16 protein-coding genes are annotated in these 18,170 nt (G+C 66.7%); 9 read left to right on the top strand and 7 right to left on the bottom strand.

Annotated features, from left to right (window positions below):
* Nucleotides 1–34 precede the first annotated feature (34 nt).
* Together RNB18_RS08810 and RNB18_RS08805 are read left to right on the top strand one after the other, a co-directional pair.
* Nucleotides 35–667 (top strand): NADPH-dependent F420 reductase, encoded by a 633-nt coding sequence (locus RNB18_RS08810; protein ID WP_311713556.1) that lies wholly within the window; start codon nt 35–37, stop codon nt 665–667.
* A 96-nt stretch (nt 668–763) separates the two neighbouring features.
* A complete protein-coding gene (locus RNB18_RS08805) occupies nt 764–1,699 on the top strand; it encodes an SDR family oxidoreductase (RefSeq protein ID WP_311713555.1) in 936 nt (311 codons plus the stop codon).
* A 292-nt stretch (nt 1,700–1,991) separates the two neighbouring features.
* On the opposite strand, the gene dnaB is transcribed toward RNB18_RS08805, so the two are convergent.
* Nucleotides 1,992–3,470 (bottom strand): replicative DNA helicase, encoded by a 1,479-nt coding sequence (gene dnaB, locus RNB18_RS08800; RefSeq protein ID WP_311713554.1) that lies wholly within the window; start codon nt 3,468–3,470, stop codon nt 1,992–1,994.
* 460 nt (nt 3,471–3,930) lie between these two features.
* Here dnaB and RNB18_RS08795 point away from each other — a divergent pair, with 460 nt between their 5' ends.
* On the top strand, nt 3,931–5,268 hold the full coding sequence (locus RNB18_RS08795; RefSeq protein WP_311713553.1) for an MATE family efflux transporter: 1,338 nt from the start codon (nt 3,931–3,933) through the stop codon (nt 5,266–5,268).
* 155 nt (nt 5,269–5,423) lie between these two features.
* On the opposite strand, the gene rplI is transcribed toward RNB18_RS08795, so the two are convergent.
* The 4 genes from rplI to rpsF form a co-directional block, all read right to left on the bottom strand.
* Entirely contained in the window at nt 5,424–5,870 is a 447-nt protein-coding gene (rplI, locus tag RNB18_RS08790) for a 50S ribosomal protein L9 (protein ID WP_250073675.1), read from the bottom strand.
* 18 nt (nt 5,871–5,888) lie between these two features.
* Complete coding sequence (rpsR, locus tag RNB18_RS08785) at nt 5,889–6,125, bottom strand: 30S ribosomal protein S18 (protein ID WP_003949403.1); 237 nt, start codon at nt 6,123–6,125, stop codon at nt 5,889–5,891.
* A gap of 58 nt (nt 6,126–6,183) precedes the next feature.
* On the bottom strand, nt 6,184–6,786 hold the full coding sequence (locus RNB18_RS08780; RefSeq protein ID WP_311713552.1) for a single-stranded DNA-binding protein: 603 nt from the start codon (nt 6,784–6,786) through the stop codon (nt 6,184–6,186).
* 80 nt (nt 6,787–6,866) lie between these two features.
* Nucleotides 6,867–7,157, bottom strand: a complete 291-nt coding sequence (rpsF, locus tag RNB18_RS08775; RefSeq protein ID WP_311713551.1) for a 30S ribosomal protein S6 — start codon at nt 7,155–7,157, stop codon at nt 6,867–6,869.
* Nucleotides 7,158–7,420: 263 nt separating this feature from the next.
* Between rpsF and RNB18_RS08770 the strand changes: the two genes are divergently transcribed.
* From RNB18_RS08770 to RNB18_RS08760, 3 genes are all read left to right on the top strand, one after another.
* Nucleotides 7,421–7,732, top strand: coding sequence for a hypothetical protein (locus RNB18_RS08770; protein WP_057609124.1), 312 nt, complete (start codon nt 7,421–7,423; stop codon nt 7,730–7,732).
* A 183-nt stretch (nt 7,733–7,915) separates the two neighbouring features.
* Nucleotides 7,916–9,037 carry a peptidoglycan bridge formation glycyltransferase FemX gene (gene femX, locus RNB18_RS08765; protein ID WP_311713550.1) on the top strand — a complete coding sequence of 374 codons (1,122 nt, stop codon included), beginning with the start codon at nt 7,916–7,918 and terminating at the stop codon, nt 9,035–9,037.
* A gap of 75 nt (nt 9,038–9,112) precedes the next feature.
* Nucleotides 9,113–10,144 carry an alanine racemase gene (locus tag RNB18_RS08760; RefSeq protein WP_053846236.1) on the top strand — a complete coding sequence of 344 codons (1,032 nt, stop codon included), beginning with the start codon at nt 9,113–9,115 and terminating at the stop codon, nt 10,142–10,144.
* Between the two features lie 147 nt (nt 10,145–10,291).
* On the opposite strand, the gene RNB18_RS08755 is transcribed toward RNB18_RS08760, so the two are convergent.
* Together RNB18_RS08755 and RNB18_RS08750 are read right to left on the bottom strand one after the other, a co-directional pair.
* Nucleotides 10,292–11,794, bottom strand: a complete 1,503-nt coding sequence (locus RNB18_RS08755; protein WP_311713549.1) for a glycosyltransferase family 87 protein — start codon at nt 11,792–11,794, stop codon at nt 10,292–10,294.
* A 108-nt stretch (nt 11,795–11,902) separates the two neighbouring features.
* Nucleotides 11,903–14,587: a transglycosylase domain-containing protein gene (locus RNB18_RS08750; protein WP_311713548.1), complete on the bottom strand. Its 2,685-nt coding sequence runs from the start codon at nt 14,585–14,587 to the stop codon at nt 11,903–11,905.
* 351 nt (nt 14,588–14,938) lie between these two features.
* Here RNB18_RS08750 and RNB18_RS08745 point away from each other — a divergent pair, with 351 nt between their 5' ends.
* From RNB18_RS08745 to RNB18_RS08735, 3 genes are all read left to right on the top strand, one after another.
* On the top strand, nt 14,939–15,619 hold the full coding sequence (locus tag RNB18_RS08745) for a PadR family transcriptional regulator (RefSeq protein WP_311713547.1): 681 nt from the start codon (nt 14,939–14,941) through the stop codon (nt 15,617–15,619).
* A gap of 44 nt (nt 15,620–15,663) precedes the next feature.
* Entirely contained in the window at nt 15,664–16,746 is a 1,083-nt protein-coding gene (locus RNB18_RS08740) for an inositol-3-phosphate synthase (protein ID WP_311713546.1), read from the top strand.
* A gap of 88 nt (nt 16,747–16,834) precedes the next feature.
* A complete protein-coding gene (locus RNB18_RS08735; protein WP_311713545.1) occupies nt 16,835–18,109 on the top strand; it encodes an MFS transporter in 1,275 nt (424 codons plus the stop codon).
* The last annotated feature ends 61 nt before the right edge of the window (nt 18,110–18,170 follow it).

The following is an 18,170-nucleotide window of genomic DNA, read 5'->3' as shown; positions in this document are numbered from 1 at the left end:
GCCGTTCTGTCCAGCTCCGGAAAGCAGGAACTCCATGAGCAGCATCAGCATTATCGGCCTGGGCAACATGGCCGGCGCCCTCGCCGACCGGGCGCTCGTCGGCGGCCACGCAGTCGAGATCATCGGCCGCGACCCGGCCAACGCCAAGGAATTGGCCGCCGTGCTCGGCGGCGCCACCGTAGGGGCAGCAGGCGCCGCCCCGGCCGGAGACATCGTTGTCCTCGCCGTGCCGTACGGCAGCGCGGCGGCGGTGGTGAGCGAGTACGGGGACACACTGCGCGGCAAGGTGGTTATCGACATCACCAACCCCGTCAACGCCGATTTCACGGGCTTGGTCACCCCCGAGGGCAGTTCCGGGGCGCAGGAGATCGCCAAGGCCGCCCCCGTCGGCGCGCACGTCGTCAAGGCGTTCAACACCCTGTACTCCCATGTTCTGGCCGCCGGCCCAGCCGAGGGCCGCCCATTGGACGTGTTCATCGCCGGCGACGACGCGCAGGCAAAGGCACGCGTGTCGGCGTTCATCGAGAGCCTGGGACTGCGCCCGATGGATACCGGGCAGCTGCCAATGGCGCGGACATCGGAGAACGCTGCCCTGTTGATGCTGGGCCTCGTCGCCCACTCCATCAAGCACACGAATTTCTTCCTCGGCGTCAGCATTTCCAGCTGAGTGCACTCGCACCACTACTTCTCGCGCCACGTCACACCAGCCGGTCTACAGCACGAGAAGAAAAGCCCTTCCACCCATCCTCACAAGGACAGCAGCATGCGCGTTTTCGTCACTGGCGGGACCGGCCATTCCGGTTCGTACATCATTCCCGAGCTCATCGCCGCCGGGCACGAGGTCACCGGTCTGGCCCGGTCGGACACGGCCTCGGCGGCGGTGTCCGCGCTCGGCGCGAAGGTGCGTCGCGGCGACCTAGAGGATCTCGACGGGCTCAAGGAGGCGGCCGCGGACTCCGACGGCGTCATCCACGTCGCGCACAGGCAGGATCTGCTTCCGTCCGGCGGGATCGACGCCGTGGCCGCCGCAGAGCTCCCGATCATGCTCGCGTACGGCGAGGCACTGGCGGGAACGGGAAAGCCGCTGGTCGCGGCGGGGAGCATAGGCTCGCCAGGGAACCTGGGCCGGCCCGCCACCGAGGAGGACCCGGCCCTTCCGGGCGGCGATGAGTACAAGGGCACCCTGCGGGTTCGTAACGTCGTGGAGACCGCCGTCGTCGGCCTCGCTGAGCGGGGAGTACGGTCTTCGGTCGTGCGGATTGCCAACATCGCGCACAGCACGACCGATCGTGCCGGCTTCCTCGTGCAGCTGATCGCGCTCGCGAAGGAGAAGGGTTTCGTCGGCTACCCCGGAGACGGCGCGAACCTGTGGAACGCCGTGCACGTCCGCGATGTCGCCTCCTTGTTCCGCTTGGCGCTGGAGAAGGGGCCGGCCGGCAAATACTGGCACGCGGTTGGGGACGGGGCCATCCCGCTCCGCGAGATCGCCGAGGCCATTGGCAGTCGTCTGGGCCTGCCCGCCGTGAGCGTTCCCGCGGACGTACTGATGGTGCCGGGATACTTTGGGTTCCTCGCGAACATCGTCACGCAGAACTACCCGGCGTCCAACCTCATCACCCGCCGGACCCTCGGCTGGGAACCCGCTCAGCCCAGCCTGCTCGCCGATTTGGACAACGGCCATTACTTCTCCGCCAGTTGACGGCAAGGACCCGAGTCGGCGTTCGCGTTGAGCCCGCAGGTCCAGATGTTCCTGCAGCAGTTGCCGCATCAGATCTCGTTCCCGCGTCGTGAGGAGTAGCCTCGCGGTCCAGCGATATGCCAGCTTCTCCAGGTCGGTGAAAGTGGCCTCGACCGACGCCCGGATCGGCGGGATCTCGGGAGAGGCAGCCCCGGATACGGCGTCGTTCTTCACCTGGTCCAGCAGTTCCCTCTCCAGGCGTTCGGCGCCGACGTGTACGGCTCTCTGACAGCCGCGGTTGATCAGCGTTATGTCAGGTCTGCGCCATGTCCACGAAGCGCGAGTAGTGGCCCTGGAAGGCGACAGTGATCGTCGCCGTCGGACCGTTACGGTGCTTGCCCACGATGATGTCCGCCTCGCCCGCGCGCGGAGACTCCTTCTCGTAGGCGTCCTCACGGTGCAGCAGGATCACCATGTCGGCGTCCTGCTCGATGGAACCGGACTCACGCAGGTCGGACACCATCGGCTTCTTGTCCGTACGCTGCTCGGGACCACGGTTGAGCTGCGAGAGCGCGATCACCGGGACCTCAAGCTCCTTGGCCAGGAGCTTGAGATTACGGGACATGTCCGAGACCTCCTGCTGACGGCTCTCGGAACGCTTGGAACCACCGGCCTGCATCAGCTGCAGATAGTCGATGATCACGAGCTTGATGTCATTGCGCTGCTTCAGCCGCCGGCACTTGGCCCGGATTTCCATCATCGACAGGTTCGGGGAGTCGTCGATGTAGAGCGGGGCGGAGGACACCTCGGGCATTCGGCGCGCCAGCCGGGTCCAGTCCTCGTCCGTCATGGTGCCCGAACGCATGTGGTGCAGGGCCACACGCGCTTCCGCCGACAGGAGACGCATCGCGATCTCGTTGCGCCCCATTTCGAGGGAGAAGATGACGCTGGCCAGGTTGTGCTTGATGGAAGCCGCGCGGGCAAAGTCCAGCGCGAGGGTGGACTTTCCCATGGCGGGGCGGGCGGCGATCACGATCATCTGGCCCGGGTGCAGGCCGTTGGTGAGCGAGTCGAGGTCCGTGAAACCGGTGGGCACACCGGTCATCTCGCCGCTGCGCGAGCCGATCGCCTCGATCTCGTCGAGCGCGCCCTCCATGATGTCGCCGAGCGGCAGATAGTCCTCGCTGGTGCGCTGCTCAGTGACCGCGTAGATCTCGGCCTGGGCACGGTTGACGATCTCGTCGACGTCGTCGTCGGCCGCGTATCCCATCTGGGTGATGCGCGTCCCCGCCTCGACCAGACGCCGCAGGACAGCGCGCTCGTGGACGATTTCCGCGTAATACTCGGCGTTCGCCGCCGTCGGCACGGTCTGGACGAGGGTGTGCAGATACGATGCGCCGCCGACCTTGTTGATCTCCCCGCGCTTGGTGAGCTCGGCGGCGATCGTGATGGGGTCGGCCGGCTCGCCCTTGGCATAGACGTCCAGGATCGCCTGGAAGATCGTCTCGTGGGCGGGCTTGTAGAAGTCGTGGCCCTTGATGACCTCGACGACGTCCGCGATGGCGTCCTTGGACAGGAGCATGCCGCCGAGGACGGACTGCTCCGCATCCAGGTCCTGGGGAGGGACCCTCTCGAAGGCCGCGCCTCCGCCGTCCCACTCGCCGGTGTCCCTGCCGCGGTCGTGCTGTTCGTCTCGGCCCCGGCCTCCGTCGCCGCGGCGGCGCGCGGAAGGCAGACGATCACTGGGACCGCTGTCGGCCCAGGGGTCGTCCAAGGGCTCGGAAATGCTCACCGAGCCACCTCCTCCCGTCCGCCGAGGCGGACCTCGCCGTGCTTTTCAGTTCTACGGCACGGCACTGACAAATGAGACGCCCAACTCCGGTTCTAGCGCGTCGGTTTTGTGATGATTTCCAAGCCGACGAACGGAGCGGGCGCCGGACCACGGTAGGCCCGTCGGCACCGTCAGCCAATCTGGTTATCCACAGGCCATGTGGACGACGGCCCGGATGCTGTGGAGAACTCGGCAAAACCTGTGCACGACTCGGTGGACAGGCCTGTGAACAAGCTGCGCCTCATCCTCAAAGAGGTGACTTGACCTGCACCTTCGCCGTCCACCGGCTGTGCAGAAGAAAAACTTTCCCGGTCGGCTCAAGATCAGTTCGAACTGTACACAGCGGCGCACTCCCCCCGAACGCAGGTAAGGGTCTAATCTTCGTTGCATCTCTTACCTGTGGACGATTAGATTGGTGCACATGACACAGGCGTCCGCGACCCCCAAGGCCACCCGGCGACAGCACGACCGCGAGATCGTCGCACTCGCCGTTCCGGCCTTCGGCGCGCTCGTCGCCGAGCCTCTCTTCGTCATGGTCGACAGCGCGATCGTCGGCCATCTGGGCACCGCCCAACTCGCCGGTCTCGGCATCGCCTCAGCCCTTCTCACTACGGCCGTCAGCGTCTTCGTCTTCCTCGCCTACGCCACCACGGCCGCCGTCGCCCGCCGCATGGGAGCCGGAGACCTCCAGGCCGCCATCCGTCAGGGCATGGACGGAATCTGGCTGGCGCTGCTGCTCGGTGCCGCCGTCATCGCCGTCGTCCTGCCCACCGCTCCGTCGATCGTGGAGCTCTTCGGTGCCTCCGACACAGCAGCCCCCTACGCGACCACGTATCTGCGGATCTCGGCCCTCGGCATCCCGGCCATGCTGGTCGTGCTCGCTGCGACCGGAGTACTCCGCGGACTGCAGGACACCAAGACCCCGCTCTATGTGGCCATCGCCGGCTTCGTAGCCAACGCCGTCCTCAACGTAGGCCTCGTCTACGGCGCCGACCTCGGCATCGCCGGCTCCGCCTGGGGCACGGTCATCGCTCAGTGCGGCATGGCCGCCGCCTATCTCGTGGTCGTCGTTCGCGGTGCCCGCAGGCACGGCGCCTCCCTGCGCCCCGACGCCTTGGGGATCAGAGCCTCCGCCCAAGCCGGGGTTCCCCTGCTGGTCCGCACGCTCTCCCTGAGAGCGATCCTGATGATTGCCACGGCCGTGGCAGCCCGCCTGGGTGACGCCGACATCGCCGCCCACCAGATCATCCTGTCCCTGTGGAGCCTGCTCGCCTTCGCACTCGACGCCATCGCCATCGCCGGGCAGGCCATCATCGGACGCTATCTGGGCGCCGATGACACCGACGGTGCCCGCCAGGCATGCCGTCGGATGGTGGAGTGGGGGATCGCGGTCGGAGTCGCTCTCGGCCTACTGGTCATACTCTCCCGGCCGTTGTTCCTTCCACTGTTCACTGGTGACTCCGCGGTCAAGGACGCCGCGCTACCCGCTCTGGTGATCGTGGCTCTCTCCCAGCCGATCTGCGGTGTCGTCTTCGTTCTGGATGGCGTACTCATGGGTGCCGGAGACGGCCCCTACCTGGCCAAGGCGATGATCCTGACTCTGGTGGTCTTCGCCCCTGTCGCCCTGCTCGTCCCCACGCTGGGCGGTGGACTGACCGCTCTCTGGGCCGCCATGACCCTGATGATGACGGTACGGATGCTGACGCTGTGGCTGCGGTCCCGCTCAGGCCACTGGTTGGTGACGGGTGCTACACGCTGACCGTTTCACGTGAAACACACCCCGGCGGCCGCACTGACCGTTTCACGTGAAACATCACCCCTCCCCGACCGCCAGCAGACAGAAGGGGCCGCACCCCAGCGGGTGCGGCCCCTTCACAGCTGATCAGCCAAAGCTGTTCAAGCCAGACGCAACGATCAGGCCGCGACGACCTCGATGTTGACCTTGGCGGCAACCTCGGGGTGCAGACGCACGGACGTCTCGTGGGCGCCCAGGGTCTTGATCGGCGAGCCCAGCTCGATGCGGCGCTTGTCGACCTCGGGGCCACCGGAAGCCTTGATCGCGGAAGCGATGTCGGCCGGGGTGACGGAACCGAAGAGACGACCGGCGTCGCCGGAGCGGACGGCCAGACGGACCTTGACACCCTCGAGCTGGGCCTTCACGGCGTTGGCCTGCTCGATGGTCTGGATCTCGTGGATCTTGCGAGCACGACGGATCTGCTCGACGTCCTTCTCGCCGCCCTTGGTCCAACGGATCGCAAAGTTCCGCGGGATCAGGTAGTTGCGAGCGTAACCGTCCTTGACGTCGACGACGTCGCCCGCGGCACCGAGGCCAGAGACCTCGTGGGTGAGGATGATCTTCATTAGTCGGTCACCCTTCCCTTATCGCGCGGTGGAGGTGTAGGGCAGCAGCGCCATCTCACGGCTGTTCTTGACGGCCGTGGCGACGTCACGCTGGTGCTGCGTGCAGTTGCCGGTCACGCGGCGGGCACGGATCTTGCCGCGGTCGGAAATGAACTTCCGCAGCATGTTCGTGTCCTTGTAGTCCACGTACGTGACCTTGTCCTTGCAAAAAGCGCAGACCTTCTTCTTAGGCTTGCGCACAGGCGGCTTCGCCATGGTGTTTCTCCTGTGTGATCAAGAAGTGTGGGTACGACCCACCCTCCGGCCCGAGGGCCTAGAAGGGGGGTTCGTCCGAGTAGCCGCCGCCCTGCTGGCCGCCGCCGGAGTTTCCACCCCAGCCGCCACCACCACCGCCGCCCTGGCTGCCACCGGCGGGAGCGCCGGTCGCCCACGGGTCGTCCGCGGGAGCAGCGCCGCCCTGCTGGCCGCCGCCGGAGTTTCCACCCCAGCCGCCGCCAGCCTGGCCACCACCGCCGCCGCTGTAACCACCCTGGCCACCGCGCCCGGCACCGCCTGCGGTCTTGGTGACCTTGGCCGTGGCACTGCGCAGGCTGGCGCCGACTTCCTCGACGTCCAGCTCGTAGACCGTGCGCTTGACGCCCTCACGGTCCTCGTAGGACCGCTGCTTCAGCCGGCCCTGCACGATGACGCGCATGCCTCGCTGGAGCGACTCGGCGACGTTCTCCGCCGCCTGACGCCAGACCGAGCAGGTCAGGAACAGGCTTTCGCCGTCCTTCCACTCGTTCGTCTGACGGTCGAAGGTGCGGGGGGTGGACGCGACACGGAACTTCGCGACCGCCGCACCGGAAGGGGTGAAGCGCAGCTCGGGGTCATCGACAAGATTGCCGACGACCGTGATGACGGTCTCGCCTGCCATGGGGAACCTCTCGGCGGGTTTGCTGCTCTGGCTGCTTGGTTGCTGCTACTCGAATCCCGAGATCAGCTGAGCGGGAAAGCTCAGTGGTTCTCGGGGCGGAGGACCTTGGTCCGGAGGACCGACTCGTTCAGGTTCAGCTGGCGGTCGAGCTCCTTGACGACCGCAGGCTCGGCCTGCAGGTCGATGACCGAGTAGATGCCCTCGGGCTTCTTCTTGATCTCGTACGAGAGCCGACGACGGCCCCAGGTGTCGACCTTCTCAACCTTGCCGTTGCCCTCACGGACGACGGAGAGGAAGTTCTCGATCAGGGGGGCGACAGCGCGCTCCTCCAGATCGGGGTCGAGGATGACCATCACCTCGTAGTGACGCATGTGGAACCCACCTCCTTTGGACTCAACGGCCACGGTCGTTCCGTGGCAGGAGGGTTGTGATGCGTACGCAACGGTATCGGCCGCCACTGACAATCGGGGCTTCCTCGCGGTAGTCCCGGTCGTGACATGGGCAGACACCGTGCAGACGGTACAGACTACCCGCACACCGGCTTCCGGTTGAAATCCGGCCCCGGAGGCGGTCACTCTGTACACATCGGGTGTGTATGGCGCTACCGTGCGCCGTCTTCCGCAGGAGGTGCCCTATGGCACAGGCAATGCGACCCAACACCGCCGGAGGCCTTTTCGCCACGGACGGAAAGCCCCACCCCCTCCAGGACACGCTGCTCGCGGTGACCCTGGTGCTGGGCATCACGGCGTTCGTCACGGCGATGTTCCACAACCTGCACCTGCTCAGCTCCTGGACGGGCCTGGTGGGCATCCTCACCGGCGCATACGGCCAGTGGATCTCGGAGACGACCCGCGAGCGCTTCGGACTGATCCTCGGTCTCGGCGCATCCGCGATCGGCTTCTTCCTCGGCATGGCGCACGGCGGCCTCTTCGGTGGACTCTTCTAGCCGACGCCACGGGCACGGTCCCCCTGACACCACCCAAAGCACCGCGTTACGCCTCGGCGGCCCATGAGCCGGGGCGCAGGTTCCGTATGCCCAGTCAGGGCGCTCGCAAGGCGCAGTAGGCTTCGGCGCGAGAGCCGGAGCCCCTGTACCCATGGGGACACACCAGCCCGAGGAGCGCCCCGAATGAGCCTGACCCTGAGGACGATCAGTCGCGAGCAGCATCTGGCATACATCCAGAGCCTGCCGTCGGCGAGCCACATGCAGGTTCCGGCCTGGGCAGACGTCAAGGCGGAGTGGCGCTCCGAGAGTCTCGGCTGGTTCGACGAGCGCACAGGTGAGCTGGTCGGCGCAGGTCTCGTCCTCTACCGTCAGCTGCCCAAGATCAAGCGCTACCTCGCCTATCTGCCCGAGGGCCCGGTCATCAACTGGTTCGCGCCGAATCTGACCGACTGGCTGGAACCGATGCTCGCGCACCTGAAGCACCAGGGTGCCTTCTCCGTGAAGATGGGTCCGCCGGTGATCATCCGGCGCTGGGAGGCCACCTCCATCAAGGCGGGCATCCAGAACCCGGACGTGAAGCGCCTTCGCGACATTGAGGCCGACTTCATCGAACCGCGCGCCTTCGAGGTCGCCGACAAGCTGCGCCGCATGGGCTGGCAGCAGGGCGAGGACGGGGGAGCCGGCTTCGGTGATGTGCAGCCCCGCTACGTCTACCAGGTGCCACTCGCCAACCGCTCGCTCGAAGAGGTGCACAAGAACTTCAACCAGCTGTGGCGCCGCAACATCAAGAAGGCCGAGAAGGCCGGCGTCGAGGTCGTCCAGGGCGGTTACCAGGACCTCGAGGAATGGCAGCGGCTGTACGAGATCACGGCGGTGCGCGACCACTTCCGGCCCCGACCGCTGTCGTACTTCCAGCGTATGTGGACGGCCCTCAACACCGAGGACCCCAACCGGATGCGGCTGTACTTCGCCCGGCACGAGGGCGTGAACCTCTCGGCGGCGACCATGCTGATCGTCGGAGGGCACGTCTGGTACTCCTACGGCGCCTCCGACAACATCGGCCGCGAGGTCCGGCCCTCGAACGCGATGCAGTGGCGGATGCTGCGTGACGCCTACGCGCTCGGCGCGACCGTCTACGACCTGCGGGGCATCTCCGACTCGCTGGACGAGACCGATCACCTCTTCGGCCTGATCCAGTTCAAGGTGGGCACGGGCGGCCAGGCCGCCGAGTACCTCGGCGAGTGGGACTTCCCGCTCAACAAGCTGCTCCACAAGGCGCTCGACATCTACATGTCGCGCCGCTGACGTCGCGATCTTCGCTTCAATAGCTCCCATACCTCTGATACACCGCAGCCACTAGAAAGGTTCCGGGTCCCGGCCATGGCGCTCACGCTCTACGTCGACACCGCGCGCTGGCGGGCGCACCACAAGCACGTGCAGGAGCAGTTCCCGGGGCTCGTCCCGGTCTGCAAGGGCAACGGCTATGGCTTCGGGCACGAGCGGCTGGCGGAGGAGGCCACCCGGCTGGGCTCGGACGTCCTCGCCGTGGGCACGACCTACGAGGCCGCGCGGATCAAGGACTGGTTCGGCGGTGACCTGTTGGTGCTGACGCCGTACCGCCGAGGCGAGGAGCCCGTGCCCCTGCCCGACCGGGTGATCCGCTCGGTGTCGTCGATCGACGGGGTCTACGGCCTCGTGGGCGCCCGCGTGGTCATCGAGGTGATGTCCTCGATGAAACGGCACGGCATCAGCGAGCAGGATCTTCCGCAACTGCACGCCGCCATAGAGAACGTGCGCCTCGAGGGCTTCGCGATCCACCTGCCGCTGGACCGCACCGACGGCTCGGACGCCGTCGAGGAGGTCATCGGCTGGATGGACCGGCTGCGCGCGGCCCGGCTGCCGCTGCACACCATGTTCGTCAGCCATCTCAAGGCCGAAGACCTCGCCCGGCTGCAGCAGCAGTTCCCGCAGACCCGCTTCCGCGCCCGCATCGGGACCCGGTTGTGGCTCGGGGACCACGACTCCACCGAGTACCGCGGCGCCGTCCTGGACGTCACCCGCGTCTCCAAGGGGGACCGTTTCGGCTACCGGCAGCAGAAGGCGGCCTCCGACGGCTTCCTGGTCGTCGTGGCCGGCGGTACGTCGCACGGCGTGGGTCTGGAGGCTCCGAAGGCCCTGCACGGCGTCATGCCGCGCGCCAAGGGGGTCGCCCGCGCCGGTCTGGCCACGGTCAACCGGAACCTTTCTCCGTTCGTCTGGGGCGGCAAACAGCGTTGGTTCGCCGAACCGCCGCACATGCAGGTGTCCATCCTGTTCGTGCCCTCGGACGCCCCGGAACCGAAGGTCGGCGAGGAGCTGGTGGCCCATCTGCGGCACACCACCACGCAGTTCGACCGGATCGTCGACCGCTGAACGACGCGGGACGACCGTTGAGCGCCGTAAGCACGGGTCGCTGAGCGCCCCTGGACCGGACGGACGAAGGGCCGTACACGGAAGCTTCCGTGTACGGCCCTTCGCGTACGTGCCCCAATCGGCGTACGCCACGCAGGCTCTGTTCGCTCAGAGCGAACGGTCAGCAGCTCCCTGGTCGTTGCCCCACTCCACCTGCGGTCCGTCGAAGTGGGCCGCGTGCCGTGGTGGATGGGCGGCGGGGCCGAACACGAAGACGTCCTCCGCTCCGTCGAGCACACCACCAGAGGGATCGTCGTCGCCGGCCCGCCGTACCACGTCCCGTTCCGGCATGAGGATGTCGCGCAGGATCATCGCGCACAGGTAGGCCGTGCCCAGGAGATGCAGTCCGATGGCCCAGTGATAGCCGTCGGTCGGCAGGCCTTTGTGGGCGTTGCCGCTGGTCGTGTACGCGAGATAGAGCCAGATCCCCAGGAAGTACGCCACCTCGCACGCCTGCCAGATGAGGAAGTCCCGCCACTTCGGCCGCGCCAGCACGGCCAGCGGCACCAACCACAGGACGTACTGCGGCGAGTAGACCTTGTTGGTGAGGATGAACGCGGCGACGATCAGGAACGCGAGCTGGGCGAAACGCGGCCGGCGCGGCGCGGTCAGGGTGAGCGCCGCGATACCGGCGCAGGACAGCAGCATCAGCAGCGTGGCGAGCGTGTTGACGGTGTCGGTGCTCAACGGGTCGGTCGAGTTCTGAGCCAGGATCAGCCAGAAGGAGCCGAAGTCCACACCCCGCTCCTGGCTGAACGTGTAGAACTTCGACCAGCCGTCGAAGGCGAAGAACATCACCGGCAGGTTCACCACGAGCCAGGAGACCGCCGCGCCGCTCAGGGCCTTGCCGAAGTCCCGCCACTTGCCCGCCCGCCAGCACAGCACGAACAGCGGCCCGAGCAGGAAGATCGGGTAGAGCTTGGCGGCCGTGGCGAGCCCCAGGAGGACGCCGAAGGCGAGCGAGCGTCCCCGCGCCCACATCAGCATCGCGGAGGCCGTCAGAGCGACCGCCAGCAGGTCCCAGTTGATGGTGGCCGTCAACGCGAAGGCGGGCGCCAGAGCGACCAGCAGACCGTCCCAGGGCCGACGGGCATGCGTACGGCTCACGGAGACGACGATGATGGCCGCACACACCATCAGCATCCCGGCGTTGACCATCCAGTACCACTGCTCCTGGTGCTGGATGCTGCCGCTGCCGGGCGTCAGCCAGGCGGCGACCTCCATGAACACACCGGTCAGCACCGGGTATTCGAGGTACTGCATGTCGCCGGGGAGCTTGTCGAAGTACGGGACGAGTCCGTCGGCGAAACCGCGTCCCTGATAGAGGTGCGGGATGTCCGAGTAGCACGCGTGGGTGTACTGGGAGCTGGCGCCGAAGAACCAGCCACCGTTGTAGCAGGGAGCCTTCTGGACCAGGCCCAGCGCGAACACGCCGATGGCCACGAGCGCGATGACCCGGACGGGGGTCCACCACGACGTCCCCAGCAGGGCACGTCGCCCTAGAGGGCCGCCGATGAACTCGCTGCCGCTCCTGGAGACCTCGTCGTCCTTGGTCGGATGCACTGGGTCCGACTCGTGCACGCTCGTTGGCGTCGATTCAGCACTGGGCATGCGGCCCATCCTGCCGTACGAGGCTAGGAGTACGCCGAGGGCCGCCGCACCTGGTGGGTGCGACGGCCCATGTTTCACGTGAAACACCCTCGACGGGGCATTTGGCGACTAACCGCTCGAGCCGCCGAAGAGGCCCCCATTGCCATTGCCGTTGGAGTTGCCGCCGTTCGTGTCCGTCGACGTGGCCGTAGGCGTCGAGGTCACACCGCCGTCGGTGCCACCGTTGTCCGTACCGCCCGCGTCACTGCACTGCCAGTCGAACCGGCAGGACTCGGACGCAGTGGGCGTCGGTGTGATGAGCGTCTGGCTGGGCGTCGGTGTCGGTGTCGGGGTGGCCGACTCGGTCTCAGTGGGCGTCGGAGTGGGCGTCGGGCTCGGCTCCTCATTGACGATCTCGCCGATGGGCTCCGGCGTCGGGAAGTCGATCGACTTCTCGCCCTTCAGTGCCTGCTCCATGTAGTCGTGCCAGATCTCGGACGGGAACGAAGCACCGTGGATCTTCTCCTGGCCACCCGTTCCGTACATCTCCAGGAAGGTGCGGTTCTTCTTGGTCTCGTCGTCGTCCAGCCGGAACATGATGATCGACGTGGAGAGCTGTGGGGTGTACCCCACGAACAAGGCGGACTTGTTCTTGTCGGTGGTACCGGTCTTCCCCGCCACCTCACGGCCGGTCAGCTGAGCGTTGGTACCCGTACCGTCCTCGACCACGGTCTTGAGGACGTCGGTGACGTTGTCGGCGACCTTCTTGTCGAAGGCCTGCTGGGGCTTCGCCTCGTGTGTGAAGACGTCGCCGTCCTTGCTGGTGACCTTCTCGACGGAGTACGGCTCGTTCTGCTTGCCACTGGCCGCGAAGGTGGCGTACGCGCCCGCCATCCGGATCGCGCTGGGGTCGGAGATGCCGATGGAGAAGGACGGGAAGTTGGTGCCGGCCAGGCTGTTCTCCTTGAGGCCCGCGTCCATGGCCGACTCCTTCACCTTGTCCAGGCCGACGTCCATGCCGAGCTGCACGAAGGCGGAGTTCACCGACTCCCGCATCGCCTCACGAAGGTCGATCTGGTACTTGGGCGGAGAGCCATAGGACTGCTTGCCGTCGTTCTCCTGGAGCCACTCCTTGCCCTCCTCGTTCTTCCAGATCGAACCGTCGTAGTTCTTGATCTTGAGGTCGTTCTTGCCGCTGAACAGGCTCTTCGCGTTGACGACCGTACGCTCGTCCTGCGCTTGGCTCTCACCGAGATCCGGATCGCGCACGCCCCACTTCATCGCCGCGGCGAGCACGAACGCCTTGAACGTCGAACCGACCTGGGCACCGGTCGAGTCGCAGTTGTTGGTGAAGTGGGTGGTCGCGTCCTCGCCTCCGTAGCAGGCCCGGATCGCCCCGGTGGAAGGCTCCACGGACGCCCCGCCGAATTGGACGTAGGTGTCCTTCGTCGGGCGCTTCTTGGGATCGATGTTCTCCTTGCGGACCTTCTTGACCGCTGCCTCGAGTTCGCTGACCTTCTTCTTGTCGAAGGTCGTGTAGATCGAGAAGCCGCCCTGCTGGAGCTTGTCAGCACTGACGATCTTGTTGTTGATCAAGTAGGCCTTGGCGAGGTCGACCAGATAGCCGGTCTGTCCCTTGAGCTGGGTGTTGGACCGAGGGTTCTGCCACTCGGGAAGCGCGGTGTACTTGGCCCGCTCCGTCGCGCTGAGGTGCCCGTACTCGACCATCTTGTCGAGGGTGTCCTGCATCTGCCGCAGAGCACGCCTGGCGTTGGCGTCGGGGGTGGCGTTCGCCGGGTCGATGGACCGCGCGCCCGCCGGGTCGTAGTACGTGGCGCCCTTCAGCATGGCGGCCAGGAAGGCACACTCGCCCGGGTCGAGGTCCTGGGCATTCTTGTTGAAGTACGCGCGCGCGGCCGCCTGGATGCCGTAGGCGTTGCGACCGTAGTACGCGGAGTTCAGGTAGCCCGCCATGATCTCGTCCTTCTTGACCGTGGCACCCACCTTGATGGAGATGAAGATCTCCTTGAACTTACGGGTGACGGTCTGGGACTGGTCGTCCAGGCGCGCGTTCTTGACGTACTGCTGGGTGATGGTGGAGCCACCCTGCGTGTTGCCACCCCGGGCCATGTTGAACACGGCGCGGGCGATGCCCTTGGGGTCGATGCCGCTGTCGGTGTAGAAGGTCTTGTTCTCCTGCGAGACGACGGCATACTGCATCGCCTTCGGGATCTGCGCGAGGTTGACGATCTGGCGGTTCGTCTCACCGCCGGTGGAGACCATCTCGGTCTTGTCGGACCAGTAGTAGACGTTGTTCTGCGACGTCGCGGTCTCGGCGACGTTGGGAACGCTCACGAGCGCGTAGCCGACGCCGGCGATCGCGACCAGGCCTCCGATGAAGCCGATGAACAGGCCCGTCACCAGCTTCCAGGACGGCACCCAGCGCGCCACGCCGTACTTACCCGCGCGCGGGTAGTCGATGAACCGCTTCCTGCCCGGATCGGACGCGCGGCCCCGGCCTGTCGGCGCCCCGCGCCGACCTCCGCGGCCCGGCTCTGCCACTCTGCGGCGACCACCGCCGGTGCTTCTCTGGGCCGCACGTCGGGCCTCGGCACGGCCGCCGTACGGACGTTCCTCGCCTCCCGGACCGTAGGAATCCGACTCTTGGGAGCTCGTCCCATAGGAGTCGGCAAGAGACCCGGTGGCGCCTCGCGGAGCCGCGCGGCGGCCGGAGGCCGAGCCGGACTGGCCGCGTCGGGCCGCGGCACGTCCGCCTCCCTGCGGCTGCGGCGGTTTGCGACGGTGCTCGCTCATCGAACGACTACTCCTCGGGCAGGCGCACCTTTGCGCGCCTGGAAACGGCGGCTGGTTTCCGGTCCCCCCGAAGTACGGATGTGGTCGGTCCCGCATTCATCCGTACCGCACCGGGACAGCGACGCCCCCCAGGCGTCACTCGGTTCCCGGTGGTGTGCATGCCGCACAGACTACGCACCGTCAAAACCAGCCGAGCCCCGAAGTTCACCCCAAATCAGGCAACTTGGTTCGCATGAATCATTGATGTGATCCCGTTCACCGTCCCCCCACTTGTCGCTTCCGGAAGAGCGTTCTATCGTCTTGATGTATCGAGTCGATACATCGGTGCGAGATAGAGACGAGGAGGCGACGATGAGCCGGCGTTCCGGGATCCTCGAATTCGCCGTACTCGGCCTGCTCCGTGAGTCCCCGATGCACGGCTATGAGCTGCGTAAACGTCTCAATACCTCACTGGGCGTGTTCCGTGCGTTCAGCTACGGCACGCTCTACCCCTGCCTCAAGACGCTGGTCGCCAACGGCTGGTTGATCGAGGAACCGGGGCACACCACCGAGGACGCCCTCGCCGCACCACTCGCAGGGCGTCGCGCCAAGATCGTCTACCGGTTGACGGCGGAAGGTAAGGAGCACTTCGAGGAACTGCTCTCGCAGACGGGTCCTGACGCGTACGAGGACGAGCACTTCGCCGCTCGTTTCGCCTTCTTCGGGCAGACCTCGCGCGACGTCCGCATGCGAGTCCTCGAAGGCCGCCGCAGCCGGCTTGAGGAGCGCCTGGAGAAGATGAGTGCCTCGCTGGCACGCACCCGGGAGCGTCTCGACGACTACACGCTTGAGCTCCAGCGCCACGGGATGGAGTCCGTGGAGCGCGAAGTGCGCTGGTTGAACGAGCTCATCGAAAGTGAGCGGGCCGGCCGGGACCTGAAGGGTCCCGGCCATGGAGAGCCCACTCGCGACACCACAGAGGGAGCGCCGGGCGTCCTGCCCCGGGCCGGGGACACCCCCGGTCCGGATACGCCCGGCGACACCGCCACGTGAGGTCCCTGCCAGGGCCTCACTCGTACACACAGGGAGCAACCGGAATGGGTTCGGTTCGCGTAGCCGTAGTCGGCGTGGGCAACTGCGCCGCGTCGCTGGTTCAGGGAGTCGAGTACTACAAGGACGCCGATCCGGCGGCCAAGGTCCCCGGGCTGATGCACGTCCAGTTCGGCGACTACCACGTGCGTGACGTCGAGTTCGTCGCGGCGTTCGATGTCGACGCAAAGAAGGTCGGTCTCGACCTCGCCGACGCCATCGGCGCCTCCGAGAACAACACCATCAAGATCTGCGACGTGCCGAACACCGGCGTGACCGTCCAGCGCGGCCACACCCTCGACGGCCTCGGCAAGTACTACCGCGAGACGATCGAGGAGTCCGCCGAGGCCCCGGTCGACGTCGTCCAGGTCCTCAAGGACAAGCAGGTCGACGTCCTGGTCTGCTACCTGCCCGTCGGCTCCGAGGCCGCGGCGAAGTTCTACGCCCAGTGCGCGATCGACGCCAAGGTCGCCTTCGTCAACGCCCTCCCGGTCTTCATCGCCGGCACCAAGGAGTGGGCGGACAAGTTCACCGAGGCGGGCGTCCCGATCGTCGGTGACGACATCAAGTCGCAGGTCGGCGCCACCATCACGCACCGCGTCATGGCGAAGCTCTTCGAGGACCGGGGTGTCGTCCTGGACCGCACGATGCAGCTGAACGTCGGCGGCAACATGGACTTCAAGAACATGCTCGAGCGCGAGCGCCTGGAGTCCAAGAAGATCTCCAAGACGCAGGCCGTCACCTCCCAGATCCCCGACCGGGACATGGGCGCGAAGAACGTCCACATCGGCCCGTCCGACTACGTCGCGTGGCTCGACGACCGCAAGTGGGCCTATGTCCGCCTCGAGGGCCGTGCCTTCGGTGACGTCCCGCTGAACCTGGAGTACAAGCTCGAGGTCTGGGACTCCCCGAACTCCGCCGGTGTCATCATCGACGCCGTGCGCGCTGCGAAGATCGCCAAGGACCGGGGTATCGGCGGCCCGATCCTGTCGGCCTCCAGCTACTTCATGAAGTCCCCGCCGGTCCAGTACTTCGACGACGAGGCCCGCGAGAACGTCGAGAAGTTCATCAAGGGTGAAGTCGAGCGCTAAGGCTCACTCAAAACGCTCCTGCCAGGGCTACAGAGGGTCTCCGGGTTGTATCGCCCGGGGACCCTCGCCGTATGTGAGGCTGTGCCCCATGTCCGTCGTCCGTGATCTGCGGGTCCTGCTGCGCTTCCGGGACTTCCGGCGTCTGCTCTCCGTGCGCCTGCTCTCCCAGGGCGCGGACGGTGTCTACCAGATCGCGCTCGCCGCCTACGTCGTCTTCTCCCCGGAGAAGCAGACCTCGGCCACGGCGATCGCCTCCGCGATGGCGGTCCTGCTGCTCCCTTACTCCTTGGTGGGCCCCTTCGCCGGCGTCTTCCTGGACCGCTGGCGCCGCCGTGAGGTCTTTCTCTACGGCAACCTCTTGCGCGCCCTGCTGGCTTCGGTGACGGCCGTCCTGATGCTCAGCCACGTCCCGGACTGGCTCTTCTACGTCTCTGCCCTGTGCGTCACCGCCGTCAATCGCTTCGTTCTGTCCGGCCTGTCCGCCGCACTGCCCCGTGTCGTGGACGAAGAACGGCTGGTGATCGCCAACTCCCTCTCCCCGACAGCCGGAACTCTCGCCGCGACCGCGGGCGGCGGCCTCGCTTTCGTCGTACGACTGCTGGTCGCCGACTCCGACGCAGTCGTGGTGCTGCTGGGAGCGGGGCTGTACCTGTGCGGCGCGCTCGCCGCGCTGCGCATGCCACCGGACCTACTGGGCCCCGACCGTGAGTTGATAAAGCCCCGCCTCGGTACGGCTCTCGCCGGAACGGCCCGTGACCTGGTCGCCGGTATACGCCACCTGGCCGCACCGTCACGTCGGTCGGCCGCCCGGGCGCTCGGCGCGATGTCACTCATGCGGTTCTGCTACGGCGCTCTGCTCGTCATGGTCCTGATGCTCTGCCGGTACGCCCTGACGTCCGATCCTGACGACGGACTCGCCCTGCTGGGGCTGGCATTGGGAATCTCCGGTGCCGGCTTCTTCGTCGCCGCGGTCATCACCCCTTGGACCGCGGGAAAACTCGGACCGGAGCGTTGGATCGCCGTGTGTGCGGCAGCCGCCGCAGCGCTGGAGCCCACTCTCGGGCTTCCCTTCGCCACCGCCCCGATACTCATCGCGGCGTTCGTCCTGGGCCTGATCACCCAGGGCGCGAAAATCGCCACGGACACGATCGTGCAGTCCTCCGTCGACGACGGATTCCGGGGCCGGATTTTCTCTGTCTACGACGTCCTGTTCAACATCGCCTTCGTGGGCGCCGCGGCCGTAGCCGCCCTGATCCTGCCGCCGGACGGCCGCTCGGCGATCCTCGTGATCGCGGTCGCCGTCCTCTATGCGGCGGTCGCCCTGGTGATGACGAAGGAACGGCGGATGGCGACGGAACGATGAGGGGGCGATGTTTCACGTGAAACACCGCCCCTCGATGCGCCAGGGCTCATGTTTCACGTGA

Origin of the sequence: Streptomyces doebereineriae (assembly GCF_031845645.1) — a bacterium.
In the GTDB taxonomy this organism is placed as follows: domain Bacteria; phylum Actinomycetota; class Actinomycetes; order Streptomycetales; family Streptomycetaceae; genus Streptomyces; species Streptomyces canus.
The sequence above is the reverse complement of the archived record's forward strand: the minus strand, read 5'-3'. Positions and strand labels throughout refer to the sequence as shown.

Excerpts from the sequence above, each read along its gene's own strand:
- RNB18_RS08810 (WP_311713556.1), top strand. The coding sequence starts at position 35 with ATGAGCAGCATCAGCATTATCGGCCTGGGCAACATGGCCGGCGCCCTC.
- RNB18_RS08805 (WP_311713555.1), top strand. The coding sequence starts at position 764 with ATGCGCGTTTTCGTCACTGGCGGGACCGGCCATTCCGGTTCGTACATC.
- RNB18_RS08795 (WP_311713553.1), top strand. The coding sequence starts at position 3,931 with ATGACACAGGCGTCCGCGACCCCCAAGGCCACCCGGCGACAGCACGAC.
- rplI (WP_250073675.1), bottom strand. The coding sequence starts at position 5,870 with ATGAAGATCATCCTCACCCACGAGGTCTCTGGCCTCGGTGCCGCGGGC.
- rpsR (WP_003949403.1), bottom strand. The coding sequence starts at position 6,125 with ATGGCGAAGCCGCCTGTGCGCAAGCCTAAGAAGAAGGTCTGCGCTTTT.
- RNB18_RS08780 (WP_311713552.1), bottom strand. The coding sequence starts at position 6,786 with ATGGCAGGCGAGACCGTCATCACGGTCGTCGGCAATCTTGTCGATGAC.
- rpsF (WP_311713551.1), bottom strand. The coding sequence starts at position 7,157 with ATGCGTCACTACGAGGTGATGGTCATCCTCGACCCCGATCTGGAGGAG.
- RNB18_RS08770 (WP_057609124.1), top strand. The coding sequence starts at position 7,421 with ATGGCACAGGCAATGCGACCCAACACCGCCGGAGGCCTTTTCGCCACG.
- femX (WP_311713550.1), top strand. The coding sequence starts at position 7,916 with ATGAGCCTGACCCTGAGGACGATCAGTCGCGAGCAGCATCTGGCATAC.
- RNB18_RS08760 (WP_053846236.1), top strand. The coding sequence starts at position 9,113 with ATGGCGCTCACGCTCTACGTCGACACCGCGCGCTGGCGGGCGCACCAC.
- RNB18_RS08755 (WP_311713549.1), bottom strand. The coding sequence starts at position 11,794 with ATGCCCAGTGCTGAATCGACGCCAACGAGCGTGCACGAGTCGGACCCA.
- RNB18_RS08750 (WP_311713548.1), bottom strand. The coding sequence starts at position 14,587 with ATGAGCGAGCACCGTCGCAAACCGCCGCAGCCGCAGGGAGGCGGACGT.
- RNB18_RS08745 (WP_311713547.1), top strand. The coding sequence starts at position 14,939 with ATGAGCCGGCGTTCCGGGATCCTCGAATTCGCCGTACTCGGCCTGCTC.
- RNB18_RS08740 (WP_311713546.1), top strand. The coding sequence starts at position 15,664 with ATGGGTTCGGTTCGCGTAGCCGTAGTCGGCGTGGGCAACTGCGCCGCG.
- RNB18_RS08735 (WP_311713545.1), top strand. The coding sequence starts at position 16,835 with ATGTCCGTCGTCCGTGATCTGCGGGTCCTGCTGCGCTTCCGGGACTTC.